Annotated in this window: 7 protein-coding genes; all 7 read right to left on the bottom strand. The window is 35.2% G+C overall.

Going from position 1 to position 16,440, the window contains the following annotated elements; genetic code table 11:
- Positions 1-109 precede the first annotated feature (109 nt).
- Positions 110-1,807 (bottom strand): GH39 family glycosyl hydrolase, encoded by a 1,698-nt coding sequence (locus E0F76_RS15860; RefSeq protein ID WP_132008347.1) that lies wholly within the window; start codon positions 1,805-1,807, stop codon positions 110-112.
- Positions 1,808-1,869: 62 nt separating this feature from the next.
- The gene (locus tag E0F76_RS15855; RefSeq protein ID WP_132008344.1) at positions 1,870-4,242 is read right to left on the bottom strand and encodes a glycoside hydrolase family 127 protein; all 2,373 of its coding nucleotides are present in this window, start codon (positions 4,240-4,242) and stop codon (positions 1,870-1,872) included.
- Positions 4,243-4,260: 18 nt separating this feature from the next.
- On the bottom strand, positions 4,261-6,876 hold the full coding sequence (locus E0F76_RS15850) for an alpha-L-arabinofuranosidase C-terminal domain-containing protein (RefSeq protein WP_246022086.1): 2,616 nt from the start codon (positions 6,874-6,876) through the stop codon (positions 4,261-4,263).
- A 3-nt stretch (positions 6,877-6,879) separates the two neighbouring features.
- Complete coding sequence (locus tag E0F76_RS15845; RefSeq protein ID WP_246022085.1) at positions 6,880-9,072, bottom strand: family 43 glycosylhydrolase; 2,193 nt, start codon at positions 9,070-9,072, stop codon at positions 6,880-6,882.
- Positions 9,073-9,112: 40 nt separating this feature from the next.
- On the bottom strand, positions 9,113-10,957 hold the full coding sequence (locus tag E0F76_RS15840; RefSeq protein ID WP_132008341.1) for an NPCBM/NEW2 domain-containing protein: 1,845 nt from the start codon (positions 10,955-10,957) through the stop codon (positions 9,113-9,115).
- A 371-nt stretch (positions 10,958-11,328) separates the two neighbouring features.
- Positions 11,329-13,008 carry a RagB/SusD family nutrient uptake outer membrane protein gene (locus E0F76_RS15835; protein WP_132008338.1) on the bottom strand — a complete coding sequence of 560 codons (1,680 nt, stop codon included), beginning with the start codon at positions 13,006-13,008 and terminating at the stop codon, positions 11,329-11,331.
- A 26-nt stretch (positions 13,009-13,034) separates the two neighbouring features.
- Positions 13,035-16,340: a SusC/RagA family TonB-linked outer membrane protein gene (locus E0F76_RS15830; RefSeq protein WP_246022084.1), complete on the bottom strand. Its 3,306-nt coding sequence runs from the start codon at positions 16,338-16,340 to the stop codon at positions 13,035-13,037.
- Positions 16,341-16,440: the final 100 nt, after the last annotated feature.

Raw genomic sequence — 16,440 nt, 5'->3', positions numbered from 1 at the left:
ATTTAAAAATTGGCTTTGATTTCTGAATTTGGTTTTGCTTAATATTTTACTTGTGATAATAGCAGCTGGAAGTTCAAACAATTTACTAAACTATTTCAATTTTAATAATTTACCAGTCTAGTTTCAACAAGGATACTGCTTGTCTTGGCAACACAATATCAACTACTAAATTACCCAATGTAACGTCTAGTTTTTGAGGATTTCCAACGGTTTCCAATTGACCCGCTTTTTCTAGTATTGAAATTTGTTCAGAAGTTGGATTTTGTGGTGAGCCCATTTTTTTCCAAACTTCATATGAATTACTATGTTGGCTATCTATTGTGTAATGAGTTAGCGTTACTTTCTTGGTTTTTATTCCACTAATGCTAACACGAACAGGTTCTGCGATGCCCAATTGGTCTAGGTCATGGTAGTTCCATAACATGATACCAGCAGTTTTTTTATCAACACTAGCAAGTGCACCTATTTCTGATTGCTCACCACGGACACTATTTTCTACAATAGATTGTAATGGCGTCATGCGATCGCTTTGGACAGTTACACGTTTACCACTCATTTTGCCAAACATACGAAATACATTGAGTATCGGTTTGTCTACACCGTTAGTAGCTAAATCTCGAAATCCATAAAACCAAGGTTGGTTTTCGAATTCAAAGGACCACGAAACAGCCCCTAGAAAATTGATCCCATATTTATCGGCCAAAAGGTATTTTCTGGCAAACGATGCAGCGGTATAACTACTATACATGGTTCCGTTTCTGTAGGCATTTTGTGGGTTAGTCGCCATTCCGCAAGCGGCACATCCTTCAGGATCACTTTCACCAATGATAATGGGTAAATTCTTTGTTTCTGGATAAGATAAAGCAATTTTGAAACCTGTAGAAATATCCTTTAATTGAGGTGACATATCCATGCGAACCACACCATCTACTAAGGTTGGGTTTCCTTTAGCATGAAAAAGAAAAGCATCCAGTGGCGCACCTTTTTTGCCTGTTGCATAATTAGTACCACTGATGCAATGTTGTATAAAAGCATTCGTCCATTTTTGAGAATTTTCACTCCTTGTACCAGCAATATTGAGACCTCCTATTTTAGCCGTTGGAAGCGCTCGTTTAACAGCATCGGCTGAATAATCATATAGTTTGAAGAATTCATCCATAGTGCCTTTCCAGTAATAGTTTGGTTCGTTCCATACTTCCCAATACCAACTTTCCACTTCTTTTTTTCCATACCTTTCCACACTATGCTTTACCCATTGATATACTAATTCAGCCCATTTATTATAATCTTTTGGAGGATAGGCCCAACCTGTGAAAATTTCGCTATAGGGGTCACTCGGTTTCCAAGAATGTCTATAAGGTTCTGGTTTTGTACTCATTGCCTTTGGCATAAATCCAATTTGAGCTAATGGTTTTATACCGCGTTTGATATAGGTATCAAAAATACTGTCTATAATGCTCCAATTATATATAGCATTGCCTTTTTCATCTTCGGTATATGCATTTGTGCTACCCCATTTTAATGCGGCAACTCCATCTCCACTTACCAATAAACTGTGTGTCCGAACATATACTGGAGTAGGTGAAAGATTTGCCAGTTCTGAAAGTAGCTTTTTACCATCTTTCATATAGGTATAATTTGGCTCATCATAACCAAACCATGCCCACATTGGATACATTTCACCAACTGGTTTGTCTAGCATTATTTTTACATCGACGTACTTTTTTGATACTAAAGTATCCTGTGCTTTAACTGACAGTATTAAAAAATTGGTGCATAGACACCAAAACAAAAATTGTTTAATCATAATTTAAATATTTAATATTATTTTTAAAATAAATGCTTCCTCAAAACCGTTAGAATATCGTCTTATTTCATTAATCGTACTTCATAAATGGCAGTAATTTCAGAACTTGGTTTCGCCTTAAATTTTACTTGCAAAATTTTGTTTTTACTATTTATAATCGCGGCTGGAAGTGCTATCATTCTATCAACAAATTGCTTTCCTTCAGTACCGTTTAGGATAATCGAAGCTACCAAAACATCATTAACATAAACATCGAAACTCTTGTTTGTGTCGGTGCCAAAATAAGTGAATTGTAATTTTTGGGCTTCTAAAAGAGTGTTTTTCATGTCATAACTAAAGAAACCTTTTCCATAACGATAATGACGTTCTTTATAAAATCCTGTATCCGTTTGCTCTCCTTTGAAATTATGATCTGATTCTGGTTGCTGTTCTCCGGATGTAACAACATCAACCGTTGCTGCTTCTAATTTCATTTGAGCCTCTTCTCTACTCTTCATTGCTTTTTGTATTTCCGGCAATTTTTCTTTGGTCGTAAAGGGCCAATAAATCATGTAACGCTCATCGTGAATTTGGAAAAAAGGAACCAATTCTAAATCTTTATATTTCTCCTGAAAAATAATGTCCGAAGCGGTAAAAACAAAGGATTTACCTTTTTCTGCGATTAAGGAATTCGCTAAATCAGCATTGTTTGAAATAAGCAATGGTGCTTCTTCAATAGGGTAAATAGGTCCATTAGCAATATGCCCCATTCTACTACCATCGCCATGAAGACCAACTAAATCAGTCGTATCTGTAACAGCGGCAAGTACGATTGGTCCACGAACAAAGGAAACCCAGTTGGAATGGTCAGGAAGTTGTTCGGTTTTGTTTTGCATTGGCAACACAATCGAAATGACATCTCCCGTCTTCCATTTGCGTTTTACAGAAACATAGGAATTCGCATCTTTTTCAATCTTCATTTCTTTATTGTTGACACTTATTTTCATTTTACCGTCTGCTATCCATGATGGATAACGGAACTTTATGGCAAATTTTTGTGCTTTTTTTAGTTTCAATTCGATTGAAGTTTTTTCTTCAAATGGGAATTTAGTAGTTTGCGTTAAGCTGATTCCTTTTTCTTCCCATTTTAAAGTTGAGGGAATAAATAGGTTCACATACAGATTTTGGTTGTCGTGTGCGTAAATTAGTTCACCATATTTTCCGTGATTTTCTAGTCCTGAACCTACGCAGCACCAAAAGGACTCTTGTGGTGTTGAATAGACCCTATAATGACGAGGGCGGATTGGAGTGAAATAGACAAAACCACCATCTGGATGTTGAGATGACAAGATGTGATTATATGTTGTACGCTCATAATAATCCATATATTTAGAAGAAGGGTTAGCAAGAAACAAATGTTTACTTAATTTCAACATATTGTAACTATTGCAGGTTTCTGGACCTTCTCTCGATTCCAACATAGAAGAAAAATCAGTAGCAGGGTTAAAGTGTTCTCTTACACTGTTTCCACCAATAGAAATAGTACGATTGTTCACTACTGTATTCCAGAAAAAATTAGCGGCATTGGCCCACTCTTTATCTCCCGATACTTCAGCTACCCGCATGAAACCAATTACTTTTGGGATTTGTGTATTGGCATGCAATCCATTTAACGCATCTTTATTTTCTAATAGCGGATTTAAAATTGTTTTATGAGAAAATTTTTCGGCTAATGTCAAGTATTTTTTATCTCCTGTAATGGCCGCAACATCAGCAAAAACTTCATTCATTCCGCCATGCTCACTGCGAAGCATGTCTTGAATTTGTTCGTCGGATAAATTGGCGGTAAGTTTCAAACACCAGTCCGAAAGTTGAATCAGCATCTTTTTAGCTTTTTCATTTCCGGTTAATGTATAGGCATCTACTAATCCAGCATACACTTTATGAATATTATACCAAGGCACCCATTTATCATTCAATGAAAAGCTACCCGCATTAATTTTGCTTTTTTCAATTTCTTCCCATAAAGCTTTACTACCAGGAACACCACCTATGTATCCGTTTCCGTTTTTTTGTTGGCATTTTTCGAACCAATAGAGCATATAATCGAGTCTTTCCTTTATTTGCTCATTGCCTGTGGCGGCATACATTTCAGATAAAGCCGAAATATAATGTCCACCAATATGACCATCAAGACCTGTATTTTCCCAATTGCCGTAACTTTCCCCTTTCGTTTCTATTCCTGCCTCTCTCAAATAAGGAAACAAAAGACGATCCGCATCAAGTGCTAAAATATATTTCATGTCCGTAAGTTGGGCCTCCTTAAATGGGCCTTCCAATAAACGAACTGATGATAAGGGGAAACTTTGAAGTTTAGCTGATTGCCCGTAAAGAGTCACTACTGAAACGAATAGCAGTCCAATCCAAAGTTTTTTTGTTATACAATTGCTTGTCATTTTGTTTTAGCTGAGAAATTAATCTATTGATTGATTGATACGATATACGGTGAAGGAATAAGCGGGCAATGAAACCGAATTCAGTTCCGTTGCAATACCTTTAGAAACCACCGGTTTTGCATTTTTGTCGTTTGGCGTTCCTTTTAATACTGTTTTTATGGTTTCTGAATTTCCAAAATTTCCATCTTTCAATGCAACCGATGCATTCACAGTTACAGGCAACATATTAACCATTTTTACAATGAGGTCATTGCTTTTGGTATCGCGAACGACAGAGATGGCAATACGATTTTTTACATTTTCCTGATTGTTAGAAAGACTGATTTCAGTTGGAATATATTGGTCCCCTGCATTTTCACCATATAACTTTTGTACTTCGTAGCCAACAGTTGGCCTCACTTCGGTGTTATTGAAATAAATAAGATCAGGATTCCATTGTGTATGTTTGTCTTTCGCCAGTAAGGGCGCATACGAAGCCATGCTTACCACATCTCCATTGCGTTCAACCGAAGTTAAATATAAGGCTTCCGCCAAAGCTGTTTCTATGTTATTAGGTCTGCCCGGCAGGTGCGCAGCATATTCACCAAGATACACTTTTGATTTTGAGCGATCATATTGATCGTAATATTCTTGATTGTAAATAAACCAAGCTGGTGATTGATAATAATGTTCGTCGACCATGGGCACACCCAGTTTTGAAGCGATATCCCAGCCTTCTTGGTAATCAGTTCCTTCGAAATTTGGACCGACAGTTCCTATAACTGTTATTTCAGGATGTTTTTCTTTCATCGCTTTGAAAATCATCGTGAAACGCTCTTCAAAAATATCGGTTATCAAATCTTCGTTTCCAATACCTACATATTTTAGGTTAAATGGTTTTGGATGTCCAGCTTCTGCTCGTTTTTTACCCCATTTTGTCGTTACAGCACCATTCGCATATTCGACCAAATCAAGTATGTCTTGTACATAGTTATCCATATCACACATCGGAATTCCACCTTGTTGTCCTGGACCACCTACTGAAGAATTCTGACAAGGAACTCCTGCTGCAATAACGGGCAGTGGTTCAGCACCCATATCCTCACTAAATTGAAAATATTCAAAATAGCCTAAACCAACGGTTTGATGATAGCCCCAAATATTGCGCATCGGAGTACGTGCTTCTAGTGGTCCAATGGTATTTTTCCAGTTATAAATATTCGCAATACCATCACCGTGAGCCACACAGCCACCAGGAAAACGCATGAATTTAGGTTGCAGGTCCGCAAGCGTTTGGGCTAAATCAGCACGCAATCCGTTTTTATGTTCTTTAAATGTTTTTTGAGGAAAAAGTGAAATCAAATCCAAATGAATTGTTGCTGTCGTTTGTGGGATAATTTCCAGATGAGCATCAACAACGGACTTTTTGGCAGTAATAACCGACTTGTAATTTCTCCAATTGGTAGTCATGTTTGGAGTGGTTGTTTCCCCATAGATTGTTCCATTCTTATCCACTAGCCGAACCAATAATTTGCCTGCTTTACCTTCTGGAATTCTAGCAAATAGGGAAAAATCGTACTTTTCACCAGCTTTCATTACAATGCCATCAAAACCTTCATTTACTAAAGCTGCTCCAACTTTGGCAATCGAAAGCTTTGCGTAATGAGGATTGTTTGGATGAATGGGAGCAATCGAATCAATGGTTAAAGTGGCATTTTCGCCCTTTAGAGTCCACGCTTTTGTGCTTGTCCAAGAAGCATCTCTACCTTTGGTATCACTTATTTTATATTCGAAATCACGGTTTTGAACGAGTTCAGCATACAAACCACCATCAGCAGCATAATTTAGATCTTCGAAAAAGATACCAACCAAAGTAGTGCTGATTTTTTTGCTTTTGCTCACATCTAAACTGAATTTTGCATTTACTGGTTTTAAGTTGGCAAAACGATCCTTTTCTGTTTCAGTAGTTTCGGACCATAATTGTTTTTTGTAGGTGGTTAATTGTTGTGTTTTAATCAAACCATCAATAACTTTCCAGCCTACTTTATTTATAGAACCTATTTGTGTTTTTCCATTAATGACAATGGTACTGCGCGTGTTTTTATATTCTGATAATGGAATATTTTTGGTTTCCGAATAACTTTTGAAATCTTTGGTTGTGGTGTAGCAAGCGATTGTTTCAGTTGAGTTTTTGCTTAACCATGATATAATGTATTCTTTTTTTTCTTTATTGAATGCTACTTTGGGAGACAGACAGTTTTTATTTGTCATTACAACAGGATAGGATTGGCGCCCCCAATAAATGAGGTCTTTGGAAGCTGCGTGAGCAAAAGTTCCATCAGTTTCATTTAGACTCCAAAGGCAATGCCATTGACCATCAGCACCAGGAAATAAAACAGGAGTAACCATTCTTTTTTCAGAACCCCATCTTCCGTAATCGGATTGTATATAGCTGAAATCTGGCCCAATAGGATGCCAATTGGTCTGATCGATACTCCACGCAAAATGAAGGCCATCAGAACTTTTTCCTGAGGTATATGAAAAAATAAAAGCGGAATCAGGGTGATTCCCGTAAGCGGTTATTGTGCAAAGACCACAAAGCATTACGCGAAGGAGTTGTTTTTTTAGTTTTTGAAAAAAGAATATTTCTCTCATTATTTATAATTTAACTGGCTTAATTCCTTTATGGGTTGGGATTGTTGGTTTGATACTTCCATCCGTATTAAATTCCATTTTATCGATACATACTTCTCTATTGTAACCTGCAGATTCTCCCATAGTATTTCCTTTAGGATAATTAAAACGGTGGTACACAATATACCATTCGTCCTTACCGGGAACTTGAATTACCGAATTATGTCCTGTCCCTAGTATTCCCGCCTCTTTATCTTTTGCAATTACAAGATTCTTTTCTGGAATTTCTATAGGTCCCAAAGGAGAATTAGAAAATCCATAACGGACTTTGTAATTTTCACTTCTTGTATCGTCTTCTGACCATAAGAAATAGTAGGTTCCATTTCTATAAAAAACAGTAACCCCTTCACGGAATGACTTATCTGGAGTCATGATTTTGATAGTTTCTTCTTTGATAGAAATCATATCATCATTGAGTTCAGCACAAGCCAAATACGAATTCCCCCAATACAAATAATTTTTTCCTGTTTGAGGATCAGTGAAGACATCGGGGTCGATTTCTTGTCCTCCTTTGGCTCCGGCAGGTCGTTTATCGATTAATGCTTTTCCAGAATCCACAAAAGGACCTGTTGGATTATCGGATACAGCTACACCAATTTTCTGTGCCGCACAGAAATAGTAGTAATATTTATAGCTGTTGCCTATTTTCTTTTCTGTAATGCAAGGTGCCCAAGCATTTCTATTGGCCCAACTCACATCTTTATTAAGGTCTAAAATAACACCTTCATCCTTCCAGCATACTAAATCTGAAGATGAAAATGCTTTGAAGTAAGTACCAGACCAACCGTCAAATCCGTCACTAGTAGGATAGATGTAGAATTTTTTCGTTTTTTCTGAATACATAATATCAGGATCTGCATATAGACCCCCTAAAATAGCATTGTGATTTTCGGCAGCATAAACTGTCCAAGTTTGTGAAGTTTGGCCTTTGATTGAAATAGTATATTGTACCGGTCCTGAACTAAAGTTTTGTGGAGTATTGGGTTGAACCTGAATACCTGGATAAGTAATAAACGATGGATTGAAAGCTTTTAGATTTGTATTTGGCTTAACCGAGAAATAGACCGATTTATTTTCTACGTCAATTTTAGTATTTATTTTTTTGATTTCTTTGGCATTGGCCGATCGAATTATATCTTCTGAATTACCCCATTTGATTTCTAATCTAGCGGCTTCTTCAGCTGTGATTGGCAAAACAGTTCCGTGTCTAGGATGAAAATTCATCGTTACTTCTTGGTCAATTATCGTGAAATGTTCCAAATCTTTTGTTTTGGTAAACTGATATTTCCCTTTCATATATACATCATACATTAGGATATACTCATCAGTGTTGTTGAGTTTAAAAACACTTGCTCCTTCAACAGCTTCTTTGGTTTGTTGCACATAAGTGTCACTCAAAACATAGCCTTCCGTAAGTTTATCTGAAGTGGCAATCTTGATTCCAGCTCCTTGTCCTTCTGTTTTAAAAAACAAATGGTATTCGCCGTCTTTAAAAATGATATCCCCATCAATACAAGCTCCGTTAGTAGGACTGAAAAATAATTGTTTTGGTGCAGATTCTAAATCAGTGAAAGTTGCATTGGCGTATGCATAATAAATAATATCTGGATTTTTTCCGTTTTGCATGGACCAATAAATCATGTATTTTTTAGCTTTTGCATCATAGATCGTTTGAGGTGCCCAAACGCGAAGTAAATCTTCGTTACCAGGAAATTTTTTTTGAATGTTAACGATACTCGAAGTCCAATTAACCAAGTCTTTCGATTTTAATAAGACCATCGCTCTATTAGAGTCCCAACCTTTGGCCGAAACCATATCGGTTACCACCATGTAAAAAGTTTTTCCATCTGCTCCACGAAGGATATGTGGATCTCTCACCCCTCCTGTTTCACTTATTTTTTCGGAGCTGATGACTGCGTTATTGTCATTCAATGCTCTAAAATTATAACCGTCATTACTGATGGCAAAACGAATTTGTTCTTCTTCTTTTTTATTACCTGTAAAATAGGTAAACAAATAAGCACTAGTATTATTATTAGAAACCTTGATTTCAGGTGGAGTCGCTTTCTTTTTTGGAAACTGTTGAGCCGAAATTGGACTAAGCGTATTTAGAGCCATGAATAAACCCAGCCATTTATAATTGTTTGTTTTGATCATCGGTATTTTGGAATATAACTTATGTTTCTTTAGCGACTATTTATTTAGAAATTTTAACGATTTTATACAAGCCTGCACCATGCTTGTTAATTTCAGGTGCAAACTCGCCAGAAAAAGTACCAACAAGTTTACCAGACCATAAATCAGTTACTGAATATTTACCTTTAAGTCCCATTTCCTTCAAATTGATTGCAATTTTCATGCTTGCTGGTGGAGGTGTTTCCGAAGGGTTTTTTGTAAATACAGAAAATTTAACGGTAGCTCCCGTATTTTGAGAAACGCAAGCGTTATCTAACCCTACAAGAGATTTAAATCGGGTGTAACCCTCAGGAATATCAAATTCGATAATGGAATTAGAATGGGTACCAATACCATCTTCATACTTTACTTTATTTACAATAAGTGCATTACCTGAGATACTTTGATTAACTCTTGGATGTTCCCATCCTGAGGTTGCTTTTATCCATTTTAAACTAGTAAGTTTCATAGACTCTTTTCCATTGTATAATGTTGGCTCAATCCAGTCCGCATGATCCCAGTCGGTTTTGTCACCACCATCATTAACCACTAAATATAGTTTTTTAGCACCTGAAATATCAAGGTCAACTGCAGTACTTTGGTTGGGTGTTGCTTTTGTAATCAACCCACTATTCCACGCTGCTTTATCTTCGTTAATCATTTTTTGGTCAGCAGTATTGAAAACTGCCAAGTATTTAGCTCCAGTTCCCGGTTCATCTGCAATCCAAGCCGCTTTGTCTGCATCAGTAAAAAGGGGTTTGTTATTAGTGCTTTCATTCAACACTTTTAGCACATTTTTATTAGTCAATAAAGAGAGTGTAAAAGGATCATTATCCGGAAGATTTCCACCAAACATTAATGGAGATTTAAAAATAGTCCATAAGGTCATTAAGGTATATTGTTCGTCTTTGGTAAAAGCAGTCATTCTTGGGTTTCCTCTTTCCGCACGTATACCAATATGACCCATTGGCAACATATCCCCATCAGGATAAGCACCATAGGCACGCCATTTATTCCAACGTTCAAACACATCAAAATGTTCTTTTAATTGTCCCCAACTATCCCAAAAATCTCCCACAGTACGCCACATATTGGCACTTTTTTGAACATGATCCGCATGTGCAATAGGGGTTTCTCCTGGAGAGGTACTCAATACAATTTTACGACCGGTACGATCGATAGCTTTGCGAATCATATTGATTTCTTCTTCAAAATAAATTGGTGAAGAAAGGTCGTCTATTTTTACAAAATCAAGTCCCCATGATGCATACAATTCAAAAAGGGAATTATAATATTCCTGAGCTCCTGGCTTACTTGGAACTACCGTGTACATATCATGCAACCAAAGACATTGGTCTTTTTCAGAATAAATATCTCTTGCCGTTAGATTAGTGCCTTTTATAGGCAAGTTTTGTTTTACGGCGATTACAGGAATTCCTCTCATGATGTGAATCCCGAATTTCAATCCTTTTTTATGAATATAATCAGCTAAAGGTTTAAAACCTTTTCCACCTTCTGCAGAAGGGAAACGATTTATGGCGGGCATAAACCTGCCGTATTGATCCAATACATAATCAGGATTTTCTTCATTATATCCATGTGCTTTATCGTTTCCAACATACCATCTGATATCCACTACAATATAATCCCAACCATAAGGTTTTAAATATTTCGACATATAGTCCGCATTGGATTTTACTTCAGCTTCGGTTACAGTTGGACCATAACAATCCCAACTGTTCCAACCCATAGGTGGTGTTGCGGCCCAATCATGAAAGTCTTTTTTTGTTTGTGCAGTTGTAGTGTTAACGGATAGCAAAAATAGTAATACTGAGATTGCAATTTTGTTAAATTTGGATTGGATCATTTAACTTTATTTTGAAAATGTTATTTAATTAAAGGTATAATTTTTGTTTATAAGTGTATTATATACATTTGTAAATATAATTAAAAAACACATATAAACAAATCAACTTGATAAAAAAAAGGGAAGTAAATTATGAGGAGTGTAATTTTATTTTGAAATTTGTGTTTAATTTATTTAAATAAAAACTAAGAATAGTTGGGTTTAAATAAAATTAAATATAAAAATATACAGGACTATGGATTAAAAGACCTGATTTAACTGTTTTTATTTTTTTTTTTAGGATGAGACATACATAAAAACCCCGCGAAAAGACTCCACAGGGTTAATTTAACTTTATTTTTTTTTTAATATAATTTAAACATTATGGGTGTTTAATTATTATACCCTTGATTTTGCTCTAAAACCGCATCCTTATTAAGATTTATTTCACTTTGAGGAATTGGTAAAAGTGTATGAAAACTTTGTAAACCATTTGTGGTTTCAATAGCACCTCCAGCAAGAGGAGCAGTTCCTGTTAAGTTAGTTGCTCTTTGAACCAATGTTCCTGTTCTTACTAGTGTCATTCTTCTGTTTTCCTCTCCAATTAATTCTCTTGCTCTTTCATCTAAAATAAAATTTAAAGTGATATCACTAGAACTTACATTGGTTGCATTTGCTCTATTACGTAATACATTAATATCAGCAGCAGCACCTAATAAATTCGTTTGTTTAAATCTTGCTTCAGCCCTTAGTAGATATGTTTCTCCCAATCGCATAATGATAAAATCTTTTCTCATACCATATCCAAAAATATCTCTACTATCTAATTGTCCCCATTTTAAAGTATAAGGAGCATATTTATAAATTGTATCACTAGCAAATATTTTTAATTGACTGTTATCCGCCAATTTAAAAGTGGCATCCTGTCCATAAGGAATGGGTTTTCCATATACAGTGCTGTATTTCGCATCAGTGTTATTAAAATAATGTTTGCGGTGAATATTAAATTTAGAATTACGCATATCATTACCTTTATAAAGATCATAAAGAACCCAATTGTTTAGTCTAATTCTTCCAATTCCTCTTCCTCCTATTGTATCAGCAACTGTCATGCCAGGGAGGTCATAATATGCTCCTACCCAAACTCTACGTTGTTGAGGGTTTCCTGTGCTCCCTCCTGGAACGTCAGTCGGATTTTCTTGTTCTAAAACCCAAATAACTTCTTTGTTACCTTGGCTTCTTCTCTGGTTACCCAGTATAAACATGTCGGAAAAAGCGTCTCCTGACTTATTTGCTCTTACTCCAAATCTACTCGTTACAAGTCTGAAATCTTCACTTTTAATAATAGCATCGCATTGATCTTCGGCTAAATCGGGTTTATTTAATCTTAAATATACCTCTGCCAAAAGCTGGTTTGCAACTGCCTTATGAATTCTCCCTTTATGGACCAATGAATTTATATTGGGTAATTTACTAATTGCAAATAGTAAATCTTGTTCAATAACAGTATTGACATCAACTAAAGTAGCTCTCACAAAATCAGTTTTAGCATCAGAAATTGGATCAGTTATTAATGGCACTCCTCCATAAAGTGTGGCTAACATATTATAAGAATAGGCTCTAAAAAAACGAGCTTCTCCATTAAAAGCATCTAGCTCTTCTTGAGTCATACCAACAGTATTTCCGCTTTCTGATGACTTTATGATTATGTTAGCATTGTTAATAAGTTTATAGAGGCTAGTCCAAACCTTGCTAGCTGCAGCATCTGTAGGTGTAAGTTGGGAATAGTCAAAATAAGGACGAGCCATTCCATTTGATCTTCCTGAAGGAGCCCAAACTTCATCAGTACCTAATACCCACATACCTAGAAAGGTTTGATCTCCATCAGTAGTGTACATAGTACTAAAAGTATTGTGAAGGCCTATTGCTGCAGCCTCAAAACCTAATTTGTCATTCAATGATTGTGGTGCAAATGCATCTAATACCTTTTCATCTAAAAAGGAATCACTACATGATGTAGTTAACAGGATCATGCTAACCATACTAATTAAAAATTTTATATATTTCTTCATTTTGATTCTTAGTTTAATTAATAATATTAAAGAGTTATATTAACCCCAAATGAAAAAGATCGCACAACAGGATAATTGTTTGTCCAATCTCCAGCTCCTCTTGATGAATATTCCATTTCTGGGTCCCAACCATACCATTTTGTAAAAGTGTATAAGTTTCTAACTGAAGTATATACTGTTACACCGTCAAGATGCTTGCCTAATATTTCTTTTGGGAATTGATAACTAAATCTCACATCTTTAATTCTAACATAGCTATAGTCTTCCCAGAAATTATAACCTTTATAATTTTTATAAGCGGAAAGCGATGGCCAGTAATTATCTTTGTTTTCAGCAGTCCAATACTTGAAATCTTCCGGTAAATTTCTTCTGCCAGCTTCATCAGCATAAGTTAAATCTCTATTACTTCTTAGGCCTCCTTGGGAGGTTTCAATAAATAGACTAAAATTGAAATTTTTATAACGAAATGTATTTATCATACCTCCAGTCCATTTTGGGTCTCTTTGTCCTAGTATCACTTTATCGTTTGAATCAATTTTCCCATCATTATTTTGGTCTTTGAATTTAATATCCCCAGGTTTAGCGACAGGGTCTTGTAAAGCAATTTGAGCTTCTTCTCCTACTTGCCAGATTCCTGCTTTTTCATAATCATAAGCTACTCTCAATGGTTTACCGATAAACCAATTGTTACCTAAATCGTCTTTACCATCCCCATACAAGTCTGTCAACTCATTTTTATATTTAGAGAAATTAAAGTCAGTTTTCCATGAAAAATCTTCATTACGAATGTTTACCGTATTTAAAGTAATTTCAAGCCCTTTGTTTTCCATTTTCCCTAAATTAGCCCAAACATTGCTATATCCGGTTACATTAGGAATACTTCTTCTAAGTAAAATATCATTTGTTTTAGATTTATATACTTCAATAGAACCTCCAATTCTATTCTCTAATAATGAAAAATCTAAACCAATATTACTTGATATAGTAGTTTCCCAATTAAGATTTGCATTACCTAAATTATTATATAAAATACCTGTAAAAGCCACACCATCAAAAGGTTCTTGTACAGTACTGGCTGTAGTTGCTGTTTGATTTACTCCAATAGCCTGATTTCCTGTTTTTCCATGTGATAGTCTAAGCTTTAAATTATTTACAAGATTTACATCTTTTAAAAAAGCCTCGTTTTTAATATTCCAACCAAGAGCTAGAGAAGGAAATATTCCATATTTATTAGTATTAACTCCAAACGCAGAATATCCATCCCTTCTGGCTGTAACAGTAAATAAATAACGACTATCATAGGAGTAATTCATTCTTCCCATCTGAGAAAGTAAAGAATACCCATTTGCATTTGAAAAATTTGATTTTGTTGTTCCTGCACTTAAATTATTATAGGATAATCCATCATTTATAAATCCTACAGCACGACTTTCGGATCTATAATAGTCTACTTTTTGAGCACTGTACAATCCTGTTAAATCTATATGATGTTTGTTAAAGTCTTTATTATAAGTTAAAATATTTTCGACAACCCAATTGGAGGTTTCAGCATTTGAAACAACTGCTGTACCACTATTATCATTAGCTGCTCTACCTGCATAACTAGCAAAACGATCTAGATTATAGGTATAAGCACCATTAAGTCTATAGGTTAATCCTTCTAATAGTTTTACCTCTGCATAAGCAGAACCTGATAGATTTTTACCTCTGTTCAAGCGATCAGTAACAAGTCCTAGAAGGGGGTTGGCAAATAATAATTCTGGAGCCATTGGGTAGATTAAATAACTTCCGTTTGTGTTTTTAGGCACTGAATAAGGACTCATAGCGGTAGCATATAAAAAATTTGCTCTTCCTCCATCATAATTGTTTTCAGTAAAAAATGCTGAAGTTCCTACTTTCAAATAATCAGTTATTTGGGAATCAATATTAACTCTAAAATTAGTTTTTTGAAATTGATAACCTTTTACAACACCTTCTTGTTTCAATTTTGATCCAGAAATAAAATATTGAAATTTGTCTGTACCACTAGAAATACTTAAGTTGTGTTCCTGAATTTGACCAGATTGAGTTGCTGCTTCTAGCCAATCAGTTGTGATACCAGCATTGTAATTGTCAACTTCTGCTGCATTTGGTAATACTGCTGTTTGTGGGAGACCATTTGCAGTTAAAAAATCCGCATATTTTTTAACATAAGCGATTGGTCCCATTGGTTTTAACGGATTAGAAATTTCTTCAGTACCTATATATCCACTATACTTAATAATTGGTTTTCCATTAGCAGCACTACCTCTTTTACTTGTAATCAAAATAACGCCATTACTACCTCTAGTTCCATAGATTGCAACAGCTGAAGCATCTTTAAGAACTTCTATTGATTTAATATCATTTGGATTGATGTCATTTGTAGTACCAAAAAAAGGAATTCCATCTAAGACAATCAAAGGGCTTGTACTCGCATTTATGGAATTAACTCCTCTAACTTGAATTGACGCTGAACTTCCTGGAACTGATGAACCCTGAGCTATTTTTAATCCCGCAGTTGTACCTTGTATCGCATGTAAAAGATTTGTAACAGGTAAGTTTTCTAAACGTTCTTTAGGGACAGAAGCAACAGATCCTGTAATATCGGAACGTTTTTGAGTACCATAACCAACTACAACTACCTCATCCAGTTTAGAGACATCTTCTTTCAAGGATATATTAATCGTTTTTTGACCTGAAACAAGAATCTCTTTGGAGGTGTATCCAATATAGGAGATTACTAGAATATCAGTTTCTGAAGCAATAATCATATAATTACCATCTAAATCTGTTGTTGCACTTTTGGTAGTGTTTTTAACAAGTATGGTGGCGCCTGGTAGAGACATTCCTTGTTCGTCGGTAATTTTACCTTTAATAGTTATGTCTGTATTGTTTTCTTCTAAATGTATTTTCTGTGTTTGATCTACGTTAGGACCTTCATTTAGAGTGTTTTCTCTTTGTAATACAATTCGATTGCTTATTTCGATATAGTTAATATTAAGCGGTGTTAATATTTTAGCAAGCAAATTCGATAGCGATTCATCGGTCGCAATTACACTTACCTTTTGTGACAATTGAGTCATTCTCGAATTATATGAAAATTTAACATTTACCTTATCTTCTATTTTAGACAAGGCACTACTTAAATTCATGTCAGAAATTGCAATAGTGATTTTTGTGTCTAATTTTCCTTGTCCGGCTATATTATTTGCCAAGGCAAAACTAGAAAACACATAAGCCAAGACAAATTGAAATAATGTTATCTTCATAATTCGAATAAGTAATCGTTGTTTAACAACAGGTTTTTTCATAATTTTGGTTTGATTTAATTAATACTGGTTAGTTGGTGTTTTTTGAATCTTGCAAATTACTTTTTACAGAGAGTAAATTTGATTTATTCAAGCGTCGAAA

Origin of the sequence: Flavobacterium cellulosilyticum, from assembly GCF_004349355.1 — a bacterium.
Lineage (GTDB): Bacteria > Bacteroidota > Bacteroidia > Flavobacteriales > Flavobacteriaceae > Flavobacterium > Flavobacterium cellulosilyticum.
The sequence above is the reverse complement of the archived record's forward strand: the minus strand, read 5'-3'. Positions and strand labels throughout refer to the sequence as shown.